21 protein-coding genes are annotated in these 26,527 nt (G+C 71.5%); 6 read left to right on the top strand and 15 right to left on the bottom strand.

The window, feature by feature from the left end; all coding sequences use genetic code 11:
* Nucleotides 1–12 precede the first annotated feature (12 nt).
* From QSK17_RS28760 to QSK17_RS28750, 3 genes are all read right to left on the bottom strand, one after another.
* Nucleotides 13–795, bottom strand: coding sequence for an ABC transporter permease (locus QSK17_RS28760; protein WP_285708558.1), 783 nt, complete (start codon nucleotides 793–795; stop codon nucleotides 13–15).
* Nucleotides 792–1,682, bottom strand: coding sequence for an ABC transporter ATP-binding protein (locus QSK17_RS28755; RefSeq protein WP_285708556.1), 891 nt, complete (start codon nucleotides 1,680–1,682; stop codon nucleotides 792–794). The genes QSK17_RS28760 and QSK17_RS28755 overlap by 4 nt, the downstream gene beginning before the upstream one ends.
* Nucleotides 1,683–2,306: 624 nt before the next feature.
* Nucleotides 2,307–4,436, bottom strand: coding sequence for an anthranilate synthase component I (locus tag QSK17_RS28750; RefSeq protein ID WP_285708554.1), 2,130 nt, complete (start codon nucleotides 4,434–4,436; stop codon nucleotides 2,307–2,309).
* 245 nt (nucleotides 4,437–4,681) lie between these two features.
* Between QSK17_RS28750 and QSK17_RS28745 the strand changes: the two genes are divergently transcribed.
* The 4 genes from QSK17_RS28745 (at nucleotide 4,682) to QSK17_RS28730 (ending at nucleotide 10,450) form a co-directional block, all read left to right on the top strand.
* Nucleotides 4,682–6,325: a CocE/NonD family hydrolase gene (locus QSK17_RS28745; protein ID WP_285708552.1), complete on the top strand. Its 1,644-nt coding sequence runs from the start codon at nucleotides 4,682–4,684 to the stop codon at nucleotides 6,323–6,325.
* A 258-nt stretch (nucleotides 6,326–6,583) separates the two neighbouring features.
* Entirely contained in the window at nucleotides 6,584–6,787 is a 204-nt protein-coding gene (locus QSK17_RS28740; protein WP_285708550.1) for a DUF3311 domain-containing protein, read from the top strand.
* Nucleotides 6,784–8,370, top strand: coding sequence for a monocarboxylate uptake permease MctP (mctP, locus tag QSK17_RS28735; protein ID WP_285708549.1), 1,587 nt, complete (start codon nucleotides 6,784–6,786; stop codon nucleotides 8,368–8,370). The genes QSK17_RS28740 and mctP overlap by 4 nt, the downstream gene beginning before the upstream one ends.
* Nucleotides 8,371–8,749: 379 nt before the next feature.
* Complete coding sequence (locus QSK17_RS28730; RefSeq protein ID WP_285708548.1) at nucleotides 8,750–10,450, top strand: protein kinase domain-containing protein; 1,701 nt, start codon at nucleotides 8,750–8,752, stop codon at nucleotides 10,448–10,450.
* Nucleotides 10,451–10,551: 101 nt separating this feature from the next.
* Here QSK17_RS28730 and QSK17_RS28725 read toward each other — a convergent pair whose 3' ends face one another.
* From QSK17_RS28725 to QSK17_RS28670, 12 genes are all read right to left on the bottom strand, one after another.
* A complete protein-coding gene (locus tag QSK17_RS28725; protein ID WP_285708547.1) occupies nucleotides 10,552–11,994 on the bottom strand; it encodes a WS/DGAT/MGAT family O-acyltransferase in 1,443 nt (480 codons plus the stop codon).
* 243 nt (nucleotides 11,995–12,237) lie between these two features.
* Nucleotides 12,238–12,651, bottom strand: coding sequence for a PH domain-containing protein (locus QSK17_RS28720; RefSeq protein WP_285708546.1), 414 nt, complete (start codon nucleotides 12,649–12,651; stop codon nucleotides 12,238–12,240).
* 185 nt (nucleotides 12,652–12,836) lie between these two features.
* The gene (locus QSK17_RS28715; RefSeq protein WP_285708545.1) at nucleotides 12,837–13,304 is read right to left on the bottom strand and encodes a DUF5709 domain-containing protein; all 468 of its coding nucleotides are present in this window, start codon (nucleotides 13,302–13,304) and stop codon (nucleotides 12,837–12,839) included.
* 207 nt (nucleotides 13,305–13,511) lie between these two features.
* Entirely contained in the window at nucleotides 13,512–13,763 is a 252-nt protein-coding gene (locus QSK17_RS28710; RefSeq protein WP_285708544.1) for a hypothetical protein, read from the bottom strand.
* 207 nt (nucleotides 13,764–13,970) lie between these two features.
* Nucleotides 13,971–15,158 (bottom strand): 4-hydroxybenzoate 3-monooxygenase, encoded by a 1,188-nt coding sequence (locus QSK17_RS28705; protein ID WP_285708542.1) that lies wholly within the window; start codon nucleotides 15,156–15,158, stop codon nucleotides 13,971–13,973.
* Entirely contained in the window at nucleotides 15,155–16,309 is a 1,155-nt protein-coding gene (gene pcaDC / locus QSK17_RS28700) for a bifunctional 3-oxoadipate enol-lactonase/4-carboxymuconolactone decarboxylase PcaDC (RefSeq protein ID WP_285708603.1), read from the bottom strand. The genes QSK17_RS28705 and pcaDC overlap by 4 nt, the downstream gene beginning before the upstream one ends.
* 44 nt (nucleotides 16,310–16,353) lie before the next feature.
* Nucleotides 16,354–17,871, bottom strand: coding sequence for a lyase family protein (locus tag QSK17_RS28695; RefSeq protein WP_285708540.1), 1,518 nt, complete (start codon nucleotides 17,869–17,871; stop codon nucleotides 16,354–16,356).
* Nucleotides 17,858–18,424, bottom strand: a complete 567-nt coding sequence (gene pcaG / locus QSK17_RS28690) for a protocatechuate 3,4-dioxygenase subunit alpha (protein ID WP_285708539.1) — start codon at nucleotides 18,422–18,424, stop codon at nucleotides 17,858–17,860. Before pcaG ends, QSK17_RS28695 begins: the two co-directional genes overlap by 14 nt.
* Entirely contained in the window at nucleotides 18,421–19,149 is a 729-nt protein-coding gene (gene pcaH, locus QSK17_RS28685; RefSeq protein ID WP_502889322.1) for a protocatechuate 3,4-dioxygenase subunit beta, read from the bottom strand. Before pcaH ends, pcaG begins: the two co-directional genes overlap by 4 nt.
* 99 nt (nucleotides 19,150–19,248) lie before the next feature.
* The gene (locus tag QSK17_RS28680) at nucleotides 19,249–20,421 is read right to left on the bottom strand and encodes a thiolase family protein (protein WP_285708537.1); all 1,173 of its coding nucleotides are present in this window, start codon (nucleotides 20,419–20,421) and stop codon (nucleotides 19,249–19,251) included.
* Nucleotides 20,414–21,151, bottom strand: a complete 738-nt coding sequence (locus tag QSK17_RS28675; RefSeq protein WP_285708601.1) for a CoA-transferase subunit beta — start codon at nucleotides 21,149–21,151, stop codon at nucleotides 20,414–20,416. The genes QSK17_RS28680 and QSK17_RS28675 overlap by 8 nt, the downstream gene beginning before the upstream one ends.
* A gap of 140 nt (nucleotides 21,152–21,291) precedes the next feature.
* Nucleotides 21,292–22,101 carry a CoA transferase subunit A gene (locus QSK17_RS28670; protein WP_285708536.1) on the bottom strand — a complete coding sequence of 270 codons (810 nt, stop codon included), beginning with the start codon at nucleotides 22,099–22,101 and terminating at the stop codon, nucleotides 21,292–21,294.
* Between the two features lie 85 nt (nucleotides 22,102–22,186).
* On the opposite strand from QSK17_RS28670, the gene QSK17_RS36270 reads away from it, so the two are divergent.
* On the top strand, nucleotides 22,187–23,833 hold the full coding sequence (locus tag QSK17_RS36270) for an IclR family transcriptional regulator domain-containing protein (RefSeq protein ID WP_352231860.1): 1,647 nt from the start codon (nucleotides 22,187–22,189) through the stop codon (nucleotides 23,831–23,833).
* A 310-nt stretch (nucleotides 23,834–24,143) separates the two neighbouring features.
* Nucleotides 24,144–26,411 (top strand): glycosyl hydrolase family 18 protein, encoded by a 2,268-nt coding sequence (locus QSK17_RS28655; protein ID WP_285708535.1) that lies wholly within the window; start codon nucleotides 24,144–24,146, stop codon nucleotides 26,409–26,411.
* The last annotated feature ends 116 nt before the right edge of the window (nucleotides 26,412–26,527 follow it).

Below are 26,527 nucleotides of genomic sequence, written 5' to 3'. Positions count from 1 at the left end.
AACGCTGCGAACTCAGGTGATGTCGCGGCGGACTGTGGTGGCGGAGGCCACGACCGCGAAGACGACCGCGTAGCCGACAAGGACGATGGCGCCGCCCCATGGAGGCAGCATGTCGGTTCCCATGCCGGTGTTCATGCCGGTGTTCACGTCGATGTTCATCAGTGCTTGGGCGGCACCGCCGGGGAACCACTTGCCCACGACCTGCAAGGCGGGGATCGCCAAGAAGACACTCTCGATCACGTACGCCCAGGCCACGGCTCCGACGATGCCGGCGATCTGGTTGCGCACCAGCGCGCCCAGAGCGATGCCCAAGATCGCGTAAAGCGCGAGCGAGGCGACGGTCCCGAGGCCGATCTGCGGGACACGCAACTCCGTCAGTGACAGCTCGCCTCCCGCGATCAGCACCGTCGGGATCACGATCAGAGCCGTGAAGATCAGCACGGCCAGCGCGAACAGGGCACCCACGATCAGGCCGGCGAGCAGCTTGGCGGCGATCACGCGTCCGCGCTGCGGCGTCGTCAGGAAGGTGCCGGTGATCGTCTGGTAGCGATATTCGGAAGTGAGCATCACGACGCCGAGGATCATCACGAAGATCTTGCCGCTCGATCCGGCCGACAACGCGAGCTGTCCCCACTCCGGCGTGTCCAGGGCGGGCAGGCCGCCCTGCGGGTTACCGGCGAAGCCGATGAAGACGGCGAGGTTCACGCCGATCAGGAAGAGGGTGACGAGGAGCATGACCCACCAGAGCCGCGTGGTGGTCAGCTTCAACAGCTCCGCACGCACCAGGCCGATCATCGTTCCTCCGTCAGTTCCAGGAAGACCTTCTGCAGATCCGACCGTTCGGCGGCCAGCTCGGTGAGCACGACCCGCTGGTCGAGCACGATCCGCCCGATCTCCTCTGGCGCGAGACCGTGGACGCGCAGCGCGCCGTCGTCGAGCCGCTCGACCGTCGCCCCCGCCTTCTCCAGCGCGGGTTCGAGGTCGCTACCCTCCGCCGTCCGGACCCGTACGGTCTTCTCGCCGTTGGTTGTGAGCTCGGCCAGCGTGCCCTGCCGTACGAGACGGCCACTCGCGATGATCACGACGTTGTCCACGGTCTGCTCGACCTCGGACAGCACGTGACTGGACACCAGGACAGCCGCGCCCCGGTCATGGGCGAGGTGCCGCAGGAAGCCGCGCAGCCACTGGATGCCGGCCGGGTCCAGTCCGTTGGCCGGTTCGTCCAGGATGTAGACCTTGGGCTCGCCTAGTAGCGCGGAGGCGAGGGCGAGCCGCTGGCGCATGCCGAGCGAGAAGCCGCCGACGCGCTTGCCCGCTGCCTCCGCCAGGCCGACCTGGGCGAGAGCCTCGTCCGCGCTCCCGACGGGGAGCCCGGCGGCGACGCAGAGCAGCCGCAGATGGTTGCGCGCGGTACGGCCGGGATGGAAGTTGGTGGCTTCGAGCACGGCCCCGACCTCATTGAGGGGCGCGGCCATGGCGGTGTAGCGCTTCCCGTTGACCAGCGCCTCGCCCGAGTCGGGCGTGACCAGGCCGAGCAGGGAACGCAGTGTGGTGGTCTTTCCGGCGCCGTTCGGCCCGAGGTACCCGGTGACGGATCCTGCCTCCACCGTGAAGGAGACGCCGTCGACCGCTCGCACCGCGCCGAAGGATTTCGACAGGTTTCGGATCTCGATCGCACTCATCGCAGGCGATTATCGACCAAAGATCATCCAATTTCCTCCTACTTTTTGATGATAAATCGATCTAAGGGGAAGTATCTGACGCCAACCATCAACCAATCGGATAGCCGGTAGAACGGAATTCGAGTTTCAAGCTTTCCTCTGCCACCGCCCACTGGAGAAACAGCGCCAGACCCGTTTCATCCCGGAATCACCTCTGTTGCGCCGCGTCTGTCGCCGAATCAGGTGCTTCCGAGTCGCGTCTCCCCGGGATCACCCCCGGCGCGCCGGTGCTCACAGGCACAGCTGATCACGAGAGCACCTCTGCTCACGAGCGCGGCTGATCACGAGCGCGGCCGACCACGGGAGCGGCCGACCACGGGAGAAAAGCTGATCATCGGCGCGCATCGGCCAGGGCGTGCATCCCAGGAGCGCGGCATTGCCCCGCAGACTCGCATTGTTCTCGGTTTCGCCTTGCCGCCGCCCCCGAAGGTGACCCGACCACCACCGTCCCGCCTCGTTCGCCCTGCGCGGCCTGTTCACGGTGTTCAGGCAGTTTCAGGCAGTTTCAGGTTGTTCAGGTTGTTCAGCCGCCCAGGCTGGTACGGCTTTTCCGCACCGGCCCGGACGGCCGCTGAACGGGAACGGCTATCGCGCGCAGAGGCGCAGGACGTTGGCGATGATCCTGGCGCCGGCGCCGCCCTGGGTGGTGAGGATCGACTCGGGGTGGAACTGCACGGCGAAGCGCCGGTTCTCGGCGTCCTCGATGGCCATCGCCGCGCCGTCCGGAGTCGTGGCGGTGACGGCGAAACCACGCACACCGGGCCGCTTGGCGTGCAGCGAGTGGTAGCGCGCGGCCACGAACTCGGCGGGCAGGCCGTCGAGCAGCGCGCTCTCCCCTTCCCTGCGCACCTGCCCGCGCTTGCCGTGCTCGGGGTACGGGAGCAGCTCCAGGGTGCCCCCGGCCTGCTCGATCATCGCCTGCATTCCGAGGCAGACGCCGAAGACAGGCAGTTCCCTGGTGTACAGCGCCTCGACGAGGGCGGAGCAGCCGAAGTCGGACGGCCAGCCCGGGCCGGGCGAAAGGACCACGAGCGTCGGCGCGATCTCGTCGAGCATCTCCAGCGGGAACCCGTGCCGCAGGGTCACCACGGACGCGCCCTGCTGGCGGAAGTAGTCGGCCAGCGTGTTGACGAAGGAGTCCTCGTGGTCCACAAGAAGCACGGTGTGCCCCGTGCCGGGCAGGTCGGCGGCCTGCACCTGCGCGGCCTCCTGCCGCTCCTGGCCGACGGCGGCGAGTGCCCCGAGGAGGGCGCTGGCCTTGAGCTCGGTCTCGCGCTCCTCGGCCTCGGGGTCGGAGTCGAACAGCAGCGTGGCGCCGGCCCTGACCGTGGCCACGCCGCCGCGGATCTGCGCGGTACGCAGGGTGAGGCCGGTGTTCATGGAGCCGTCGAAGCCGATGAAGCCGACGGCCCCGCCGTACCAGCGACGGGTGGTGGCCTCGTTGTCCTCGATGAACTGCATGGCCCAGGTCTTGGGCGCTCCGGTGACGGTGACCGCCCACATGTGGGTGAGGAACGCGTCGAGGGCGTCGAACTCGGGACGCAGCCGGCCCTCGATGTGGTCGACGGTGTGGATGAGCCGGGAGTACATCTCGATCTGGCGGCGGCCGATGACCCGCACGGTGCCGGGGACGCAGATGCGCGACTTGTCGTTGCGGTCCACGTCGGTGCACATGGTCAGCTCGGACTCCTCCTTCACGCTGGAAAGGAGGGTGCGGATGGCCTCGGCGTCCTCGACGGGGTTGGCCCCGCGGGCGATGGTGCCGGAGATCGGGCAGGTCTCGACGCGGTCGCCGGTGACCCGGACGTACATCTCGGGTGACGCGCCCACCAGGTGCTCGCCGTCACCGAGGTTGAGCAGGAACTCGTACGGCGCCGGGTTGCTCGTGCGCAGGCAGCGGTAGAAGGCGGCGGGGTCGGTGCAGGAGGAGTGGAAGACCTGGCCGGGGACGACCTCGAACAGGTCGCCGCGCTTGAACTTCTCCTTCGCCTTGGCGACGATCTCGGCGTACGCCCCCCTCTCCGGGTTCGGCGGGATCTCGGTGGGGGCGGCCATCGGGAACGTCTCACCCGTGCGTTCCAGGCCCCGGGTGGAGACGCCATCCACGACGAAGTCGTAAAGGTATTCCCTGCTGGTCTCGCGCACGCGGTCGATCACGACCAGCCGGTCCGGCAGGTGGAGCACCAGGTCGCGCTGATCACCCGGCCGGGGCAGCGTGTAGCGGATCGGCTCGAACTGGAAGGCCAGGTCGTATCCGAAGGCGCCGTACAGCCCGAGATGCGGGTCGTCGCCGCGGAAGGCCGCCATCAGCTCGCGGATCGCGGTGAACACGGTCGGGCGGCGGCTGCGCATCTCTTCGGGGAGCAGATCCTCGGACTCGTCGATCGTCACCTCGACGTGCTCGGAGGTCGGGGCGACCACCGGCTTGCCCGCCGCGAGCAGGCACGAGGCGATGGCGGGGAGGACAACGCGACCGCGCTCGTTGAGCGCGCGGGCCGAGATCCGCCGCCCCCTGGCGACGATCTCCACGCAGGGATCGACGTAGCCGAAAGCCCAGCGGCTGTACCGGCCGGGGTAGTCCATGCCGGAGGAGAACGCGCCGCCGCGACGCTCGCCGAGCGAGGTCACGATCTCTTCGAGCGCCGCCTCGGGCACCTCTCGCACGAAGCGTTCGACCTCGACGCCGCCGGCCGTGGTGTATCCGCTGGTATCCACTTGTCTCGCCCCTTGATTTTCGTAATGCCCCGGAGGCGGACATGAAGAAGGCCGCCTGTCGGGGCGGCCGGTTGCTCCTGTTCGCGAATGCGAAACCCACGCCGCCTGCTAGCGGCGCCACCACTGATTTGGATTTCGCATGCCCTACAGGCTACCGGGCGCGCGCACGATCATGCAACGACACCTGACCTGGCCGTGGCCAATAATGTTACTAGCACGTAAACTCGTACGACGAGGTGGGTCGAATGACGCTCATGCTGCCCCGGCGCCGAGCTCATCGAGTGCTCGTCCGCCGTAACGAACCCGTGCCGATGCCGGACGGGGTCACGCTGCTCGCCGACCGGTACGTGCCGGTGGGCGCCGTCCGCGCGCCGACCATCCTGATCCGCTCTCCGTACGGCCGGGCCGGGTTCGTCGGCTGGATGTACGGCAGGACGTTCGCCCGGCACGGCTTCCACGTGGTGATCCAGAGCTGCCGCGGCGGCTTCGGCTCAGGCGGGCTGCTCGACCCGCTCGCCAACGAGCGCGAGGACGGCCTGGCCACGGTCGCCTGGATGCGGTCCCAGTCATGGTACGGCGGGGGCTTCGCCATGCACGGACCGTCCTATCTCGGGTACACACAGTGGGCGATCGCCGCGGAGACACCCGATCTCAAGGCGATGGCCACGCAGGTGACCGCGTCATGCTTCCGCGAGGCCGCCTATGTCGGCGGGTCGTTCGCGCTGGAGTCCACGCTCGCGTGGACGACCCTCACCGCGAGCATGGACGGGCGGCTGGGCGGCGCGGCCGCGACGTTCCTCGCCCCGCGCCGAACCCGCCGCGCCGTCCTGTCCGGCCGCCCGCTGTCCGAGCTCGACCTCCTCTCGGCGGGCCGGCCGCTGCCGTTCTTCCGCGATCTGCTCGCCAACCACACCGACCACAGCAACCACACCGACCACGCCGACCCGGCGTCGTCGTACTGGAGCAAGCGGGACTTCTCCGCCTCGGTCGGGGACGTGCTGGCCGAGGTGACCATGACCGGCGGCTGGTACGACGTGTTCCTGCCGTGGCAGCTCAAGGACTACGCGGCGATGCGGAAGGCGGGGCGGCAGCCGTACCTAACGATCGGGCCGTGGTATCATGCCGGCCTCAACATGGAGAGGGCCGCGGGCGCGGACGCGCTGGCCTGGTTCCGCGCCCACCTGCTCGGCGACCCGTCCGGGTTGCGCGCCTCCCCGGTGCGGGTCTACGTGACCGGCGCGGACGAGTGGCGGGACCACCCGGACTGGCCGGTGCCGGGGACGCGGGCGGAACGTTGGCATCTGCAGCCCGGATCGGGGCTCTCCACCGACAATCCGTCGCCATCGGAGCCGGACCGTTTCCGGTACGACCCGCAGCACCCCACCCCGGTGCTCGGCGGTCCCATCCTCCTCGGCAACTCGATGCCCCGGGACAACCGGCGGGTGGAGTCGCGGCGGGACGTGCTGGTCTACACCTCCCCCGTACTGGCCGCGGACACGGAGTTGATCGGGGAGGTGTCGGCGGACCTGTTCGTCCGGACGAGCACGGAGCACGCCGACATCGTGGTCCGCGTGTGCGACGTCCACCCGGACGGGAGGTCGATGAACGTGTGCGAGGGCGTCCGCAGACTGACCCCGGCCGACCGTTCCGGCGAGGACGGCGTACGGAGGGTCCGGGTGGACCTGTGGCCGATCGGGCACCGGTTCCGGCGCGGCCACCGGATCAGGGTCCAGGTGGCGGGCGGCGCGTACCCCCGGATCTCCCGCAACACCGGCACCGGCGACCCGCTCGGGCCAGGCTCGGCCATGGTCTGCTGCGACCACGAGGTCCTGCACGACCCTGCCCACCCCTCCGCGGTCGTACTCCCCCGGGTCGGCCCGTCCGCCTGACCGTCCCGTCCGCGTAATCGTCCGCCTGACCCGTACGGGCCTTCCGTCTGATCTGTACGGCCTTCCGTCTGATCAGGACGGGTCCCGGATTCCGGCCCGGCGCGGGCGGGTTCGGGGTCCGGCGCGGGGCTGTGGCGGGGCTGTGGCGGGGCTGTGAACGCTCGGCGCGCCGACTCGACCGTTCGGCGATCGGCGATCCGGATGTGACGCGCGTCACTTTACGCTGCGGAGCGACCCCCAGTCAGAAAGGAGGGCGCGTTGGCCGCCCCGCGCAGTGACCGAAGTCCCTGGAACTGGCTCCTTCTGATACCGATCGCGATCCCCCTCATCCCCGCCCTGTACAACACCGTCGAGCCGCGCCTGTTCGGCATCCCGCTGTTCTACTGGCTGCAGCTCGCCTTCATCCTGCTCGGCGTCACCGCCACCACTGTGGTCTACCGGATGACCAGGAGCCGCCGGTGAGCACCGAGATCGTCGTCTTCGCGGTCCTTTTCCTGCTCGTGAGCGGCATGGGCTTCGTGGCGGCCCGGTGGCGGCGGGCGGACAACCTGGCCAGCCTGCACGAGTGGGGGCTCGGCGGCCGCAGCTTCGGGTCGTGGATCACCTGGTTCCTGGTCGGCGGGGACCTCTACACGGCCTACACCTTCGTGGCGGTGCCCGCGCTGCTCTTCGGCGCGGGGGCCACCGGGTTCTTCGCCCTGCCGTACACGGTGGTGACCTATCCGCTGGTCTTCCTCGTGATGATCCGGCTGTGGTCGGTCTCGCACGTGCACGGGCTGGTCACCCCGGCCGACTTCGTCCGGGCGAGGTTCGGCTCGCCGACGCTGGCGCTGCTGGTCGCCCTCACCGGCATCGTGGCGACCATGCCGTACATCGCGCTGCAGCTCGTCGGCATCGAGGCGGTGCTGAAGACGATGGGTGTGCGGGGCGACCTGCCATTGATCATCGCGTTCGCGATCCTCGCGGCGTACACGTACCAGTCCGGGCTGCGCGCGCCGGCGCTGATCGCCTTCGTCAAGGACGCGCTGATCTACCTCGTGATCCTGGTCGCGGTGATCTACATCCCCTCCAAGCTCGGCGGCTGGGGAGCGATCTTCGACGCGGCGCAGGCGAAGTTCGACGCCACCCCGGCGCCGGGCGACGGCATCCTGCTCAACTCGAACAACCAGCTCCAGTACGTCACGCTGGCCCTCGGCTCGGCCATGGCGCTGTTCCTCTACCCGCACAGCGTCACGGGTGTGCTGGCGGCGAAGAGCCGCGACGTCATCAAGCGCAACATGTCCGCGCTGCCCGCCTACAGCCTGCTGCTCGGCCTGATCGCGCTACTCGGCTACATGGCGATCGCGGCCGGGATCAAGCCCATCGGCACCGACGTGAACACCGTGGTGCCGCAGCTCTTCGACAAGATGTTCCCCGACTGGTTCGCGGGCGTGGCGTTCGCCGCGGTCGGCATCGGAGCGCTGGTGCCCGCCGCGATCATGTCGATCGCCGCGGCTAACCTGTTCACGCGGAACATCTACCGGGAGTACATCAGGCCCGACGCCACGGACGCCCAGGAAGCCTCGGTCAGCAAGATCGTCTCGCTGGTCGTGAAGGTCGGCGCGGTGCTGTTCATCCTGCTGATCGACCCCCAGTTCTCGATCGACCTGCAGCTCATCGGCGGCGTGATCATCTTGCAGACCCTGCCGTCCGTGGCCCTCGGCCTCTTCGGGCGCTGGTTCCACCGGGCCGGTCTCATCGCCGGGTGGGTCGCCGGGATGGGCTCGGGGCTGGTGATGCTGTACAACATCGCGAACCCGGCCACCAAGCACGCGCACTTCGGCGGCTCGGCGTTCCCGCTGGAGAAGCTGGGCCTTGACACCAAGATGACCGTCTACGCCGGGTTCCTCGCGCTCGCCGTCAACCTGATCGTCGCCGTGCTCGGGACATGGCTGGCTCGGGCGATCAAGATGGCGGAGGGGCAGGACGCCACCCGGCCCGACGACTACGTCGCCGACCGGGACGACCCCCGCGTCCATGATCTGGAGATCGCCGGCTCCTCCTGATCCCCCCGACCACGCCGGTCGTACGGGCCGGTCGTACGGGCCGGCTCGTACACGCTTCGTACTGATCGCTCCCTACCGACCGCTTCGTACCGACCGGTTTTTACGGGCCGGTTTTTACGGGCCGGCTCGCGCCGATCCGCGCCGGCCTGTGCGGCGTCCGCCCGGTGCCTCCTCGCGAGGTCACCGGGCGCCGTCGTCTTCCCGGCTGACTCCGACCGACTCCGGGCGACTCCGGGCGACTCCGGGCGACTCCGGGCGACTTCGGGCGACTTCGACAAGGACGGCGCCTGACTTCGCCTCGGCCACGGTGATCCCGCTATGCCCGCCTATAGCGCGATCTCTGCGGTAGTGTTCCGCACGGTTTCTGGAGGTGGGTCGGGTGGGCGAGGCGGGCGCGCCGCTGTTACCGGGCTACGAGGTGCTCGGCGTCCTTGGGCAGGGCGGCTTCGGCGTGGTCTACCGGGCCCGCCAACTGGCCGTCGGCCGCGAGGTCGCGCTGAAGCTCGACAATCGCGTTCTGCTGTCCGACCGCGACCGCCGCCGGTTCCTGCGCGAGGTGACCGCGGCGGGGGCACTGTCCGGTCACCCCCATGTGGCCGACGTCTACGACGCGGGCGTGCTGCCGGACGGCCGGCCGTACATGGTGCTGGAGCTGTGCCCCGGCGGATCGCTGGCGGATCGGGTCAGCGCGCACGGGCCGCTGAGCGCGCCCGAGGTCCGCGACATCGGAATCAAGATCGCCGACGCGCTGTCCGCCGCGCACGCGGCCGGAGTGCTGCACCGGGACGTCAAGCCGGCGAACATCCTGATCAACTCCTACGGTCTGGTGGCGTTGTCCGACTTCGGGCTGGCCACGATGCCGGGAGACGGCGCCGGTGAGCACGCCTCGGTGACCCGGGAGTCGCTCACCCCCGCGTTCGCGCCTCCCGAGGCGTTCGAACTCACCGAGCCGACCGCCGCCGGGGACGTCTACGCGCTGTCCGCCACGCTGTACGCGCTGCTGAACGGCAGGCCGCCCCGCTTCCCCGAGGGCGGCGTCGTCAACATCGCGGCGATCCTCGCCCTCCACCGGCTCCCCATCCCGGAGATCCACGGAGTGCCGCCCGGGCTGATCGAAGTGCTGCGCCACGGCATGGCGAGCGACCCCCGGCAGCGCATCGGCAGCGCGGCGGAACTACGCGACGCGCTCTCCGAACTCCGTCCCGACGGCGCGTCCGTGAGCCCGGCACCGAAGCATCCGATGGCAGGCGGGGCACCGGAGCCACATCCGTCAACGGGTCCGACACCCCAGCCAGACCTGACGGCAGGACGCGCGCCGGAGCCACATCCGATCGGCGGTCGGGGGCCGGAGCCCCGGCCGGTGAACGGCGTGGCCGGGCACCCGCTCGCGGATCCCCGTTCTGCGATCGTCACCCTGCCGCCGGTGCCACCGCCGCCGAAGGCGTCCCGCCATTGGGCGATCTTCGCCGCGGCGACGGCGGTTTTCACGACCCTGCTCATCATCGGGATCGTCATGCTGGTACCGCAGAACCCGGATCAGGGCGGCACCGGCACACGTCCCGGCTCCACGGTCCCCGGCTCCGCCGTACCGTCCGGCTCCGCCACCGGGCCCTCCTCGGGGCCGCCCTCCTCGACTGCAGGCGGCGGGCAGAACGAGGTCGAGGTGGCGACGTATACGGAGGGCTGCCCCGCCGCCGAGGTGCCCTCCGCGGCCGGGGCGTGCGTCTCGGCCCCCGAGTGCTGGCGCGGCCCAGTCTCCATCGCCGGTGACGTGACCGCGCAGCCCACCTCCTGCGGGAAGCCGCACGTGTGGGAGACGTTCGCGATCGCGCCCCTGCCGCCGGGGGTCACCAGCGACGAGGACACCGTGGCGAAGCACCCCACGGTGACGCTGCTCTGCTCGCAGTACATCCTCCTGCTGTCCCGGCGCGGTCCCTCCGCCGCGATCGCGGACGGGTGGGAGGTCACCGTGCTGCCGCCGAGCGCGGCCAAGTACGCGGCGGGCGTGCGCAGCTACCGGTGCCTCGGACGGCTGGCCGGACCCGACACCCCGGGGTCCCGGTTCGGCCGGCGCACCTGACCTATCGCGCCCCTCCCCCGGCGACGCCCGCCCGATCCCGCGCATCCTGCATCCCACCCGATCCCGCGCGATCGCCGTGCGGGGTCGCCCTCAGCGCGCGCTCACGGGCCCGTACGGCTCAGCTCGTCCAGGGCGTCTCGCAGGTAGTCGATGAAGTCCCACACGTCGGGCACCATGTCGCGGTCGACCACGATGCCGACGTCGAGCGAGCCGTCGTAGGAGAACACCGTGATGTTGATGCCCCCGCTGACGTCGGTGATCACCGAGACCGGGTAGTGCGCCAGCAGCCGCGCCCCGCACATGTACAGCGGGAACTGCGGTCCGGGGACGTTCGACACCATCAGGTTCATGGCGGGCGCCGTACGCGACGCGATCCGGAACGCGGCGCGGTCGGCGAGGCCGCTCAGCGCGGCGGGCATGGCCTCGCTGAACTCCAGCAACCACGTGGCGGGTGCCGCCGCGTACCGGTCCTTCACCGTCTTCATGGAACGGCTCACGCCGCGCAGCCGCTCTCCGGGGTCGGCGACGTCCGTGGGCAGCGTCGCCAACGCGAGCACGACCTCGTTGGCGGGGATGTCACCGCCTTCCGACAGCCCTCGGCTGGAGATCGGGATGCCGGCGACCAGCGGTTCCCGGGGCAGGTCGTCACGCTGGACCAGCCAGCGCCGCAGCGCGGCGGCGCACAGTGACAGGACCACATCGTTCACCGTCACGCCGAAGGCGTTCTTGACCCGCTTGACGTCGGCGAGCGGCAGCGTCCCGAACGCGAACCTGCGGTGAGGCGAGATCAGCCCGGAGAACGGGGTTCGGGGCACGGTCATCCGCGGCAGGCTGGGCAGCGGCTCCGCGCCGATGCCGCGGACGAGCCGCGAGACGAGTCCGGTGCCGGGGATCTGCGAGATGACCGGGATCTCGTCGAGCCGCGGCATCGCGCCCGCGAGGAAGCGCACCGCGGCCCCCGGGTTCTCCAACACACGGCCGATTCCGCGGGCGATCATCTCGACCGTCTCGGGCGGCGCCTCCGGCTCGGAGTCCGAGGGTGCGACCTCGCGGCGCGGCTCGGGACCGAGGTCCATGAGCGCGGCGAGCACCTCCGCTCCGGTCACGCCGTCGATGGCGGAGTGGTGCACCTTGGTGTAGACGGCGACGCGGCCGCCGGACAGCCCGTGGATGAGGTAGACCTCCCACAGCGGGCGCCGCCGATCCAAGCGCCGGCCGTGGAGGCGGGCGACCTGCTCGCCGAGCTGGTGATCGTCACCCGGGCGCGGCAGGGCGATCTCGCGAACGTGGTAGTCGAAGTCGATCTCCCGGTCCTCCACCCAGTACGGATGGTCGAGCCGGAACGGCACCTGCAGCAGGCGGCGCCGCAGCGGCGGGGCGAGGTGCACCCGTTCCCTGATCAGCCCGATCAGCGCCTCACGGGTGACCTCCCCGCCCGGTGCCGTCGAGGGGTCGAGGACGGCGAGGCCCGCGATGTGCGCGAGGTTGGCCGACGTCTCGAAGTTGAGGAACTGCGCGTCGAGCGCGCTCAGCTGCCGCGCCATACCTGGTCACTGCCCCCGTTGTCCGGTTCTTCCTATCGCCTTCCACCAGTGATGGTGCACCTCGTACGGCGCGACCGGGTCGGCGGGGTGCTCCGAAGACAGCGCGAAAGGCGTGCGACCGACGGCAAGCGGCTAACCGCACCTGGCGCCGCGTCACCGAGCAGACCGCCAGCCGGTCCTTCGACGGCTACAAGAGCATCCGGACGTCACCCCCGGTCAGGGGGTTGGAGACGCCTCGCCCGTTCAGGGGCGCATCCGCATCACGATCTCGGCCACCTCGATCACGGACGTGCCGAGGTCGTGGCGGCTGAACAGGTGAACCTGCTCCCCCGTGTCGATCTCCAGCAGCCGCGCCGTGACCCCGTAGCGGTGGCGCGTGTCCACCCGGATCCGGTCGACGTCGTTCCAGGAGAGCCGCTGGTGGCCGGCGAAACCCGAGACGACCGTGATGCCGCCCTCGTCCACCGCCAGCCGTACCGGCGCGAGCAGGTCACGCAGGACCAGCGCGGCGAACCCGGCCGCGGCGACCCCCGCCAGGAAGATCTGGTAACGGTCGCCGACCAGCGCGACTACGACACAGACAGCGGCGGCGACCGTCTTCGCCGCCAGGATCCGTCGCGGCACCCGCCACTCGTGCCGCGCGTCAACACCCGCCATCGTCGCAGCCTAACGGGTCCGGACGGGGGTCGCGGATCGTGAGCGCCCACTTCGCTCACAGCCGATCTCTCCGTAGATCGCCCGGTTGATCCCCCGCCTCGGTCCTTCGGTTCTCCCCCCGATCCCCGGCCTGCCCCGGCCCCGGCCGTTCCAGGCCGTTCCAGGCCGTTCCAGGCGGGGCTGGGTCATTCGGGTTCGATCCGCATCGCGGTCTCCTCGGGCCCGTAGCCGCCGACGTCGGGTCCGACGTCCTCCCCGATCATCTGCTGGTCCACGTCCGCACGGACCCCCTCGTCCGGGTCCACCAGACGTCCCGTCGGACGACGGGCATCCTCCGGATAGCCGGTGTCCTCCTCGCCTCCGTACGGAACCCTCTCATCGGCGGCGGCCGGTTCGGCGTCCTCGAAGGAGCCGTAGAGCAGGGTCTTGTCGGGGACCTCCCGGCGGAGCCGCATGTCCAGCGGCTCCCCCCGGGCCATCTCCTCGGACGTGGTGCCGCACTCGTCGATGCCGACCGGCGACTCCGCCGGAATCGGCTCCTCCTGGGGGTCGTGCGCCCACTCCCGCTCCGGGGTCCCCTCCCTGAGATCGGGGATGCCTTCGTCCTCGGCCCGGGAACGTGGATCGGGTTCCGGTCTCGTGTGCTGAGTCATACGGGTCACCTGCCCCTCCCTGCCGCCGTATGCCTGCGGGCCCGGCCGCTTTGCGGGTCCGTGACGCGGAGGGCCCGCGCCGGTACGCGAAGCCGCCTTTCCGGGTTCGAATCCCGATTTTGGGCAAATGCAGAGACGTCAGAGCGTCCCACCGCGCGGCCGGGCCATCAGGGGTCAGCAAGGCACCGCGATCGGCGGGCACAGGAGTCAGGGCGAACCGTGCCCGCGCACCGGGTCGGGACGGGCGGGTGCGCCGTAGCGGACGAGCCGCTCCCGCGTGGCGGACGCCCCCGCCGCCTGGTCGCGTCCCGCCTCCACCCGCTCGTACGTCTCCCGCCGGGTGGAGGCGGCCAGGGCCGCCAGCCCGACGAGCACGCAGAGCGAGATCAGCAGCAACGCGATCAGACCGAGCACCGTCACGGCCGCCAGGGAGATCATCGCTCCCAGCAGCTCAATCATCCGCTTCCTCCCCGACTCCGACCCCCAAAGGACAGCAGGTGCCCTTCCAACAGCAGGTCACGCTTTATCTGCCTATAAATAGGCATACGTCATAGCGCACCTGCGTGCACCATCGGGGCGGGCGGAGCCCTCCGACCACACGCCCGCCGACCACACGCCCTCCGACCAGACGCCTGCTGATCAGAGGGCGTGGACGCGGGCCCGCGATCACTCGAAGGGGATGCCGACGTAGTTCTGCGCCAGCTCCGTCGCCGCGGCCTCGGAATCGGCGATCCGGTGCAGCTGGGAGAGCTGCAACCGGGTGTCGAAGTCGCTCTGCGCCGGGTCGGGGTGCAGCGTCGTGGTCATGAAGTAGGAGAAGTGCTCGGCCCTCCAGACCCGGCGCAGGGAGGTGTCCGAGTACGCGTCGAGCAGGCCGGTGCTCCCGGTGTCGTGCCACCGAGTGAGCGCCTCGGCCAGGACGACGACGTCCGATACCGCGAGGTTGAGCCCCTTGGCCCCGGTCGGCGGCACGATGTGCGCGGCGTCCCCGGCAAGGAACAGCGGGCCGTACCGCATGGGCTCGGCGACGAAGCTGCGCATCGGAGTGACCGACTTGGAGGTGATCGGGCCGCGCTCCAGCTTCCAGTCGCCGTCCACGGCGAACCGGAGGTCGAGCTCGTCCCAGATCCGCTCGTCCGGCCAGTCGGCGGCGTTCGTGCCGTTCGGCACCTGGAGGTAGAGCCGGCTGACGCTCGGCGAGCGCATGCTGAGCAGGGCGAACCCGTGGTCGGAGTGCGCGTAGATCAGCTCGTCGGACGACGGCGGCACGTCGGCCAGGATGCCGAGCCAGGAGTAGGGGTACTCCCGCTCGAAGGTCCGCAGCACCCCGGACGGGACTGCGGCCCGCGCGATGCCGTGGAATCCGTCGCACCCCACGACGAAGTCGCAGGACAGGGTCCGCTCGCCGCCCTCGTGGACGTACCGGACGGACGGCTGCCCGGACTCCAGCCCCTCGACGGCGACGGCCTGCGCCTCGAACAGCAGCGGGTCGCCGTCGGCGAGCTGGAGCGCGACCAGGTCCTTCACCATCTCGGTCTGGGCGTAGACCATGACGGCGCGGCCGCCGGTGAGCGAGGGGAAGTCGATCCGGTGGCCTCGGCGGTCGAACCGCAGCTCGACGCCGTTGTGCGGGAGTCCCTGGCGGTCCATCCGCTCGCCCGCGCCGCACTCGCGCAGCACGTCGATCGTTCCCTGCTCCAGGATGCCGGCGCGCTGGCGCTGCTCGATGTACGCGCGGTCGCGGTGCTCAAGTACGACGGAGTCGATGCCGGCGCGCCGGAGGAGCCGGGCCAGGAGCAGCCCGGCGGGGCCGGCTCCGATGATCGCGACGGTGGTGCGGGTGGGGATGCTCATCGGTTCGGCTCCTGGGACTCGCGGAGCGTGCGCTGCGCCACGGCGAAGGCCGCGTTGGCGGCCGGGACGCCGCAGTACACGGCGGACTGCAGCAGGACTTCCTTGATCTCGTCGGGGGTGAGCCCGTTGCGGAGGGCGGCTCTGACGTGCATCGCCAGCTCCTCCAGGTGTCCGCCCGCGACGAGGGCGGTCAGCGTGACGCAGCTGCGCGTCCGGCGGTCCAGGCCGGGCCTCGTCCAGATCTCGCCCCACGCGTAGCGGGTGATGAAGTCCTGGAAGTCGGCCGTGAACGCGTCGACGTTCGCGGTCGCGCGGTCCACGTGCGCGTCCCCGAGCACCGCACGGCGCACGCCCATGCCGGCGGCGTACCGGCGCGCGCCGTCCCCGTCGCCGAGGTGGGCGAGCAGGGCTGTGAGCACGGGCTCGGGCCGTTCCACACCGGCCAGATGGGCGGTGCCCGGGATCTCCACGAGCGTCGCGCCGGGGATGCCGTCCGCCAGCTCGCGGGCGTGCGCGGGCGGCGTGGCCGGGTCGTCCCGCCCGCCGATGACCAGGGTCGGCGCGGCGATCCCGCCCAGCTCGGCACGGACGTCGTATGAGGCCAGCGCGTCGCAGCAGGCGGCGTATCCGTCGGCGGCGACCCCGCGCAGGTGCTCGAGGAACGGGCCGGCTCCATCGAACGCGGGGGTGAACCACCGCTGGACGGCGCTCTCGGCCATGACGCCGGTGCCCTTCGCCCGGACGACGGCGGCCCGCTCGCGCCACCCGTCGGCGGGGCCGAACCATGCCGACGAGCAGACCATGGTCAGCGAGGACACCCGCTCGGGATGGTGGAGCGCCAGCCACGCGCCGACCGCGCCGCCCAGGGAGATCCCGGCGTAGTGGAACCGGTCGATGCCCAGGCTGTCGGCCACGTCGAGGACGAGCGCGGCGAGGTCCGCGATCGTGGCCCCCTCCGGAAGCGCGGACGGGGAGTCCCCGTGCCCGGGCAGGTCCCACCGTACGACCCGGTGGTCGCGGGCGAGCGCGGGTACCTGCGGGTCCCAGACGGCGAGCGAGGTGCCGAGCGAGGGGCCGAGCAGGAGCGCGGGGGCGCTCGCCGGGCCTTCAGCGCGATGGTGCAGGCGCGGCGCCCCGGAGGTGGCGGGCATCCCGGAGGTTCCGGAAGTCCCAGGTGCGTGGGCGGGATTCATCGTCACTCCTTGACCTGCGGCTGGCGGCGAAGGGCCCGATCGGTCAGCGCCGGCGCGGGGCCCACGTACGTGGCGGGGTCGAGCAGGCGGCGCAGCTCTTCCTCCGTGAAGGGGAGTCGTTCGTCCCGCAACGCCTCGGCCAGGCCGATCTCCTCGGCGGCCGACCTGCGGGAGGCGCGTTCCACGGTGGCCCTGGCCTCGGCGCGGCCCATCAGCGGGGTGAGCGCCACCGCGAGGCGTTCCGCGAGGAGGAGACCACCGGTGCGGTCGAGGTTGGCGCGCATCCGGCCGGGATGGACCCGCAACCCCTCGGCCAGCTCGGCGGCACTCGTCGCGGCCCCGCCCGCGAGCCGCAGCAGCTCGCGCAGGGCCGGCCATTCGGCGTGCCACGCGCCCGGGGGCCGCTCGTCCTCGGCCGAGAGGCACCCAAGGAGGACGGCGGCGAGCGCGGGAGCCTGCCGCGCGACGGCCGCCACGAGCGTGGCCCGGACCGGGTTGCTCTTGTGCGGCATCGCGGAGGACCCGCCGCCCGCGCCCTCGGCGACCTCGCCGATCTCGGTGCGGGACAGGACCAGCACGTCGGCGGCCATCTTGCCGAGGGCGGCGGCGGTGAAGGCGAGAGCGGCCCCGAGGTCGGCGACCGGCGTCCGCAGCACGTGCCAGGGCAGCGGCGGCTCGGCCAGCCCGGTCTCCGCGGCGAACCCGCGGAGCAGCGCCAGAGCGGCGCACTCCGCAGCGCCCCCCTTCTCGCCCTCCACGGCGCGCTCCGCGGGCCCCTGCGCGGAGCCGTCTCCGGTGCCGTTCCCGGCGTGCTCCTGAACGGCGTACTCCTGGAAGGCGTACTCCTGGAAGGCGTACTCCTGGAAGGCGGCCAGCGTTCCGGCGGCGCCGCCGAGCTGCGCGGGCAGGACGACCCGGGAGAGGCGGTCCATGGCGTCGAGGACCAGCGCCCGCCACCCCGCCGCCTTCAGTCCGAAGGTGGTGGGGACGGCGTGCTGGGTGAGGGTGCGGCCGGGCAGCACTGTGTCGCGGTGCTCGGCGGCGAGCCGGGCCAGCGCGTCGGCGGCGCGGCCCAGATCGTCGATGATCAGCGGAAGCGCCCGGGACGCCACCAGCATCAGCGCCGTGTCCACAATGTCCTGGCTGGTCGCCCCCAGGTGCACGTACGGCGCGGCCTCGGGCGAGCGGCGGGCCACGGCGGCGGTGAGATCGGCGACCAGCGGGATCGCCGGGTTGCCGCCGGACCTGGCCCGGGACGCGATGTCCCGCACGTCGTAGAGCCGGACGTCGGCCGCCTCGCACACCACATCGGCCGCCGCGCCCGGGACGACCCCGAGCGCGGCCTGGGCCCGGGCGAGCGCCGCCTCGGCGTCGAGCATGGCCCGCAGCACGGCGATGTCGCCCGTGGCGGCCTCGACGGCGCTACCGGTCCAGACGGGCGTGAGCAGGCCCGGCTCGCCGGCCGGGCTTCCAGCCAGACTCCCAGCCAGACTCTCAGCCGAACTCTCAGCCGAACTCAAGGAAGACCGTCTCCTCGCTGCCCTGGAGATGGATGTCGAACCGGTAGGTCGCGTGCGGCTCGGGCCGGGCGACCAGCGTGGCGCGGCGGTCCGCGTCGAGGGAGTCGAGCAACGGGTCGCCCGCCGCGTCCTCCAGGTAGACGCGGGTGTACAGGTGGTGCAGCAGCCCGCGCGCGAAGACGCACACCGAGATGTACGGCAGGGTGCCGGGAGCGGCCGGGCCCGGGGTGAGGGTGCGGATGGTCCAGTGGCCGTCGGCATCGGTCGCGACCCGCCCGAACCCGGTGAACCCGACGCCGGAGCGGCCGGCGAACGTGCCGGTGACCGGGTCACGGCGCATCGAGCCCGGCCCGCCGTCGAGCCCTCCGGCGGAGTCAGCCTGCCAGAACTCCAGCAGCGCGTCGGGGATCGGCTGACCGGCGCCGTCGTAGACCACGCCGTGCACCGTGATCGCACCCGGATGCCCGGACGGGACGAGCTCTCCCCCTTCCGCGAACGGCAGCGCGTAGCCGAAGAAGGGACCGACGGTCTGGGACGGTGTGGGCGGTCTCAACGGCCTTCCTCCATCCAGGTCGCGGACGGCCCGTCGAGGACGATGTCCCAACGGTAACCGAGCGACCATTCGGGGCTGGACAGGTCATGGTCGTAGACGGCGCTCAGGCGCTGCCGCGCCCGCTCGTCGGTGATCGAGTTGAAGATCGGGTCGTACGCGAGCAACGGATCACCCGGGAAGTACAACTGGGTGACGAGCCGCTGGGTGAAGGCCGTGCCGAACAGCGAGAAGTGGATGTGCGCCGGGCGCCAGGCGTTCTGGTGGTTGCGCCACGGGTACGCGCCCGGCTTGATGCTGGTGAAGGTGTAACGGCCCTCGTCGTCGGTGAGGCAGCGGCCGGTTCCGGTGAAGTTGGGATCGAGCGGCGCGGGGTGCTGGTCGCGCTTGTGCGCGTACCGGCCGGCCGCGTTGGCCTGCCAGATCTCCACAAGCTGGCCGCGCACCGGGCGGCCGTCCCGGTCGAGGACCCGCCCGGTCACGACGATCCGCTCGCCGAGCGGTTCGCCATGGTGCTGGCGGGTGAGGTCGCTGTCCAGCTCCGTCACGTCGGTCACGCCGAACACCGGCCCGCGCAGTTCGGTGAACGCCTCCCGCGCGGCGACGAGGGGCCGCTTGGGGTGGCGGAGGTCGGAGCTTCGGTAGGGCGGGTAGTCGCGTCGCGGCTGGAGCTCCTCCTGGCCGCCGTCGGCGAGCGCCTTGTCGGCATCCGTCTGGATCCGCGCCATCTCGGCGTCGATGACGGCCTGGGGTTCTGGAGTCGGAGGGGTCGTGCTCACGCCTGCCTCCTCGCTGTCATGGTCATGAGGGGCTCGCTCCTTCGCCGGTCAGCGTTCAAGGACGACGGCGAGGCCCTGGCCCACGCCGATGCAGAGCGCGGCCAGGCCGGTTCCGGAACCGGCCGCCGCGAGCTGGTGGGCGACCGCCCCGGTGATCCGGGCGCCGGAGGCGCCCAGCGGGTGGCCGATAGCGATGGCGCCGCCGCGCGGGTTGACGACGGCCGGGTCGAGGCCGGGCCACTGGCCGAGGCAGGACAGCGCCTGGGCGGCGAACGCCTCGTTCAGCTCGAAGGTCAGCAAGTCGCCGAGGCTCCGTGAGGCGCGTCCGAGAGCCCGGTTCACCGCCTCGACCGGGCCGACGCCGAAGTACTGCGGCTCGATCGCGGTCACGGCGGAGGCCCGGATCCGCGCGAGCGGCTCGCGCCCGGTGGCGGCCAGCCCGGCCTCGTCGGTGAGCAGCAGCGCGGCCGCGCCGTCGTTCAGCGGAGAGGAGTTGCCGGCGGTGACCGTGCCGCCCTTCCTGAAGGCGGGCTTGAGCTTGGCCAGCGCCTCCAGCGAGGTGTCCTCGCGGATGCCCTCGTCGCGGACGAGGTCGTTCACGGGGACGACCTCGGCGGCGTACGCGCCGTCCTTCCAGGCGCGGGCCGCCTTCTCGTGGCTGGCGAGGGCGAAGGCGTCCTGGGCCTCGCGGGTCACGGCGTATTCGTCGGCGAGGAGCTCGGCGCTCTCGCCCAGCGCGATGGTCCACTCCTCCGGCATGCGGGGGTTGACCAGCCGCCAGCCGAGCGTGGTGGACACCATCTGCTGGTGTCCGGCGGGGAACGCCCGCTCGGGCTTGGGCACGACCCAGGGCGCGCGGCTCATCGACTCGACGCCGCCCGCGACCACCACGGAGGCGTCCCCGACCGCGATGGCGCGGTAGGCCTGGATCACGGCCTCCATCCCGGAGCCGCAGAGCCGGTTGACCGTGCTGCCCGGGACGGTCACCGGGAACCCGGCGAGCAGGGCAGCCATGCGGGCGACGTTGCGGTTCTCCTCGCCCGCGCCGTTGGCGTTGCCGAACACCACGTCGTCCACGCGCGCGAGGTCCAGCTCCGAAGTGCGGTCGGCGAGCGCGCGCATCACGTGCGCGGCGAGGTCGTCCGGCCGCACGCCGGACAACGCTCCGCCGTACCTGCCGATGGGAGTGCGGACGGCGTCGACGATGTAGACGTCACGCACGGGGATCACCTCCGGTCTTGAGCGCACGAAGCGCGGCCAGCTCGGCCTGGGTGGGGGGTTCGGTGACGCCGACGCCGTCGGCGACCCGAAGCTTCCAGCCGGTCGCCTCGGTCACCTGCTCGACGGTGACGCCCGGGTGGATCTCGGTGAGGACGAGCTCGGCCGTCTCAGGGTCGGGGCGGAGCACACCGAGATCGGTGATCACGGCCACCGGGCCCTCGCCCAGGAGTCCCAGCCTGGCCCGGTCGCCGGGGCCGGAGCCGTGCCCCACGGTGGTGACGAAGTCGAGTCGCTCCACGAAGTTGCGCCGGGAGTGGCGCAGCACCATGAGCACCTTGCGGCAGCTCGCCGCGATCTCCGGCGCGCCGCCCGCACCCGGGAGGCGGCCCTCGGGCCGGTCGGGGCCGCGGTCGATGACGGTCGTGTTGATGTTGGCGTACCGGTCGACCTGCGCGGCGCCGAGGAAGCCGACGTCAATCCGGCCGGCCTGCAGCCAGTAGTTGAAGATCTCGGGCACGGACACCACGGCGTCGGCGGTGTCGGCCAGCTCGCCATCGCCGATCGACAGCGGCAGCCGGCTCGGCTTGGACCCGAGCGTGCCCGACTCGTAGATCAGGACGAGGTCCGGCTGGGACGTACGGCGGGCCAGGTTGGCGGCGGCGCTGGGGAGGCCGATGCCGACGAAGCAGGTCCGGGAGCCGCTGAGGGCCCGCGCGGCGTTGACGGTCATCAACTCGTCGGGCGCCCACGCCGCGGCCGGCTGCGCGGCGCCGCTCCCCGCCCCCTCGACGGTGCCATTCGCGGTGCCGTTCGCAGTGCCGTTCGCGGTGCCGTTCGCAGTGCCGTTCGCAGTGCCGTTCGCGGTGCCGTTCACGATGCCTCCAGCACGTGCTCGCGCATCCAGGCGAGGAACGTCTCGCGGTCGCGGGAGATGGGATCCCATGCCTGGTAGAACTCGTTGTCACGGACGGTGTAGCCCGCGGCGTACGACGGGTGGGCGCCGCCCGGGACGTGCGCCACGGCGTGCACCGTCCAGCTCGGCAGGACCACGGCGTCCGGCCGGGGCTTCAGCTCCTCGACGATCTCCTCCACGGTGACCAGGACCCGGTCGGCGGCGAGCGCGGCCTCCTTCTGCACGCCGACGAGGCCCCAGAGCTGGACGTTGCCCTCCCGATCGGCCCGCTGGGCGTGGATGACCGTCACGTCGGGGTTCACCGCCGCGACGGCGGCCAGCTCCTCACCCGTGAACGGGCAGGTGACCGTCGCGATGGTCGAGGACCGCTTCGGCAGGTCGCTGCCGCGGTAGCCCCGCAGCACGGCGAACGGCAGCCGGGAGGCGCCCGCGACGTAGCGGTTCGCCATGCCCGCGTGGCTGTGCTCGTCGAGCTCCAGCGGGCGCGGCCAGCCGTTCTCCACCGCGTCGCGGAACCGGTGCAGCGAACCCACGCCGGGGTTGCCGCCCCAGGAGAAGACAAGCCGCCGCGCGGTGCCCATGCCGATGAGCTGGTCGTAGATCACGTCGGGGGTCATGCGGACGAGGGTCAGATCCGTGATGCCCTGGCGAATGATCTCGTGCGCGGCCGCGAACGGGATCAGATGGGTGAAGCCCTCCATGGCGACGGTGTCGCCGTCGTGGATGAGCTCGGCCACGGCGTCACGCAGACTCCGGATCTCTGCCATCGCTCCTCAGAGTTGTTCGTCCAGTGAACTTTCGTTCATAATTTGGCTTGCCTGGAGTTTCCTCCCGCCTACGAACGGATGTCAAATGGATGTCGTCGGGCCGCTCGAACGAGGGCTGACCGTGCTGCGCGCCATGTCGGCGCCCGGCGGGCACCGGATGCGCCCGAGCGAGCTCGCCCGGGCCACCGGCCTCGCCCGCTCGACCGTCGACCGCGTGCTGGCCACGCTCGTCCACCTCGGCCATCTCCGCGAGACCGACCGCGAGGTCGAGCTCGCCCCGCCGCTGATGGAGCCCGGCAACGCCTACCTCACGGGATGCGGCGTTCCCGACGCGCTCGGGCCGGTCGCCGAGCGGCTGGCCGACGAGTTCGACGAGTCGGTCTCCATCGCGGTGCCGGACGGCGACGGCGTCAGGTTCGTCACCCAGATCACCCGCCGCCGCACCATGTCGCTGGCGTTCCGCATCGGCGACCTGCTGCCCGCGGAGCGCTGCGCCCCCGGAGCGCTGTTCGCCGCCGAGTGGGACGAGACCGCCCGCGCCGCGTGGCTCGAGCGGCGGGACTCCCCCGAGCGTTTTCCCGCCGTGCCCGCCCGCCCCGCCGCGAGCGCGGAGGAGTTCGACCGGCGGGTCGCCCGCGCCGCGGCCGACGGCTGGTCGGCGGACGACCAGCTCATCGAGCCCGGCCTCGTCGCGGTGGCCGTGCCCGTGCGCGGCCCGGACGGCCGCACGGCCTGCGCGGTCAGCGTGGCGAGCCACACCAGCAGGCACACGGCCGCCTCGCTCGCCGAGGCCACGCTGCCCCGGCTGCGCGCGGAGACCAGCGCCATGGAGGAGGCTCTCGCGCGCTCCCTCGCGGAGCGGGCCGGGACCTCGCGCACCGCCGCCACCGAGGGTGCGGGCGGCACGGCCGCCAACGCCGTGGGCGCCGACCCCGCGCGTACGGCCAAGCGCGAGCTGGGCCCGGAGTTCCTGCAGTCGCTGGCCAGGGGCCTCACGGTGATGTGCGCGCTCGACGGCCCGCGCCCGCTCACGGCGGTCGCCGAGGCCACCGGCCTGGCCAGGGCCACCGCGCGGCGCGCCCTGCTCACCCTGGAGCACCTCGGCTACGTCGAGCGCACCGGGCACGACTTCCGGCTACTGCCGCGCGTGCTCGAGCTCGGCTACGCCCACCTGTCGTCGCTCGGCTTCGCCGAGATCGTCCAGCCGCACATGGCGGATCTGGTCCGGCGCACGCGCGAGTCGGCGTCCATGGCGGTGCTCGACGGCGACGACATCCGCTACGTCGCCCGCGTGCCGACCTACAGCATCATGAGCGTGGACATCACGCTGGGCACCCGCTTCCCCGCGTACGCGACCTCGATGGGCCGGGTACTGCTCGCCGACCTCCCGCACTCCGAGCGCGCGGCCCTGCTGGCCGGTACGGCGCTGCGCCCCATCACCGAGCGGACCGTCACGGATCCCGCCGAGCTGGCGGAGATCGTCGATGGCGTCGCGGAGCGGGGCCACGCCTTCGTCGACGAGGAGCTGGAGGCGGGGCTGCGCTCGCTGGCCGTCCCGGTCAGGGATGGGACGGGCCGGGTCGTGGCCGCGCTCAATGTCGCGACGCACGCGGCGCGGGGTCCCGTCGAGGAGACGCTCGCGGCGCTGCTGCCCCCGCTTACCGAGACGGCCGCCCGGATCGAGGCCGACCTGCGCGTCGTGACCAGGCGGAAACGGCTCCGCCTTCCGTGACGGCGGCGCGCCTAGCGCCCGCCTCCGGCGGCGCGGGCCGAACACCGGTGGACGCCGGATGTTCCCCGGTCCGCCGCTTCCCGGCGGATATTGACGCGAGGTCCCGCCACGGGTACGTTCACGGCAAAACTAAAAAGAAAGCTTACTAATAGTAACTAGGAGACCCGCAGGCGGGAGCGCGTCCATGCCGCGATCACCACCCGACAGTGCCGAATCCGCGTCTCACCACCCAGCGACGACCGGTGCCCGCCGCGTCGCACGCGTCCATCGCACCCCCATCCCCCATCAGCCCACCGGACGTGGAGCACGCATGAAACGCAGGATCATTCCGACATTGTTGGCGGCAGCGGGGGCGCTGCTGCTTCCCCTCGTGGTAGCGCCGCCGGGCGCCCAGGCGGCCGTGAACACCCCGATCCGGGTCAACGCCAACGGCCCGGCGCTCACCGACGGCTCCGGCAGGGCCTGGTCGGCCGACAAGGCGTATGCCGCTGGAAGCTGGGGATACGAGACGCTCTACGGGTCCGGGTCCACCACCGCCGCGATCGCCGGCACCTCCGACCGCGCCATCTACCAGACGTACGACCTGTTCAACGGCTGGGCTGGCTACAAGTTCGACGTCGCCAACGGCACGTACACCGTGACCCTGCGGATGGTCGAGGACTGGGCGAACGCCGCGGGCCAGCGCAAGTTCGACGTGCGCGCCGAGGGCGTCAACGTGCTCACCGGCTTCGACATCTTCGCCTCCTGCGGCGCGCTGACCGCCTGCGACCGGACCTTCACCACGACGGTGAGCGACGGCCAGCTCAACATCCAGTTCAACATGAACGGCGGCAGCAACTACGCCACGGTCTCCGGCATCGAGGTGACCGGCGGCAGCGGCGGCGGGACCGACACCACACCCCCCACCGCACCGGGCAACCTCCAGGTCACCGGCACCACCACCTCCACCGCGTCCCTGTCCTGGACCGCCTCCACCGACAACGTCGGCGTCACCGGCTACAACGTCTACCGGGGCACCACCCTCGTCACCACCGTGACCGGCACCAGCTACACCGACACCGGCCTCACCGCCGCAACCAGCTACACCTACACCGTCAAGGCACGCGACGCCGCCGGCAACCTCTCCCCGGCCAGCAACGCCGTGACCGCGACCACCCAGAGCACCGGCGGGACCGACACGACACCGCCGACCACGCCCGGCAACCTCCAGGTCACCGGCACCACCACCTCCACCGCGTCCCTGTCCTGGACCGCCTCCACCGACAACGTCGGCGTCACCGGCTACAACGTCTACCGGGGCACCACCCTCGTCACCACCGTGACCGGCACCAGCTACACCGACACCGGCCTCACCGCCGCAACCAGCTACACCTACACCGTCAAGGCACGCGACGCCGTCGGCAACCTCTCCCCGGCCAGCAACGCGGTCACCGCGACCACCAAGACGACCGGCGGAGGCGGCGGCAACAAGCTGCTCGGCTACTTCGCCGAGTGGGGCGTCTACGGCCGCAACTACCACGTGAAGAACATCGAGACGAGCGGGTCGGCCGCCAAGCTGACGCACATCAACTACGCGTTCGGCAACGTGACGAACGGGCAGTGCGCCATCGGCGACGCGTACGCCGACTACGACAAGTCCTACGACGCGAGCGGCAGCGTGGACGGCGTGGCCGACACCTGGGACACCGGCGCGCTGCGCGGCAACTTCAACCAATTGCGCAAGCTGAAGGCCAAGCACCCGGGCCTGAAGGTCCTGTGGTCCTTCGGCGGCTGGACCTGGTCCGGCGGCTTCGCCCAGGCTGCGGCCAACCCCACGGCGTTCGCCAACTCCTGCTACAACCTGGTGAACGACCCGCGCTGGGCCGGCGTGTTCGACGGCATCGACATCGACTGGGAGTACCCGAACGCCTGCGGCCTGACCTGTGACACCAGCGGGCCCGCGGCCTTCAAGAACCTGATGTCGGCGCTGCGCGCCAAGTTCGGGTCGAACGCCCTGGTCACCGCGGCGATCACCGCCGACGGCACCTCCGGAGGAAAGATCGACGCGGCCGACTACGCCGGGGCCGCCCAGTACGTCGACTGGTACAACGTCATGACGTACGACTTCTTCGGGGCCTGGGCCGCGCAGGGGCCCACCGCGCCGCATTCGCCGCTGAACTCCTACAGCGGCATCCCGATCGCGGGCTACCACTCCGACGCCGCCATCCAGAAGCTGAAGACCAAGGGCGTCCCCGCCTCCAAGCTGCTCCTCGGCATCGGCTTCTACGGCCGGGGCTGGACCGGGGTCACCCAGGCCGCCCCGGGCGGGACCGCGACCGGCCCGGCTCCCGGCACGTACGAGCAGGGCATCGAGGACTACAAGGTGCTCAAGACCAGCTGCCCCGCGACCGGCACCGTCGCCGGCACGGCCTACGCCAAGTGCGGCAGCAACTGGTGGAGCTACGACACGCCGAGCACCATCTCGGGGAAGATGAGCTACGCCAAGAACGAGAGCCTCGGCGGCTCGTTCTTCTGGGAGCTCAGCGGTGACACCGCCAACGGCGAGCTGATCACGGCCATGAAGAACGGCCTCGGCTGAGCCGGCCGCCGGGGGCGCGGCCCGACCCGCGCCCCCGGCACCACTTCTCCGCTTCTCCGCGGCCACAACTCTCGCACCCCTCCACACCCCCCTGCGCCCTTCGACCGCCCGCTCTC

This window comes from Microtetraspora sp. NBRC 16547, assembly GCF_030268965.1.
Classification (GTDB): domain Bacteria; phylum Actinomycetota; class Actinomycetes; order Streptosporangiales; family Streptosporangiaceae; genus Microtetraspora.
Note: the sequence above shows the minus strand (reverse complement) of the source record. Positions and strands in the feature narration are given on the sequence as shown.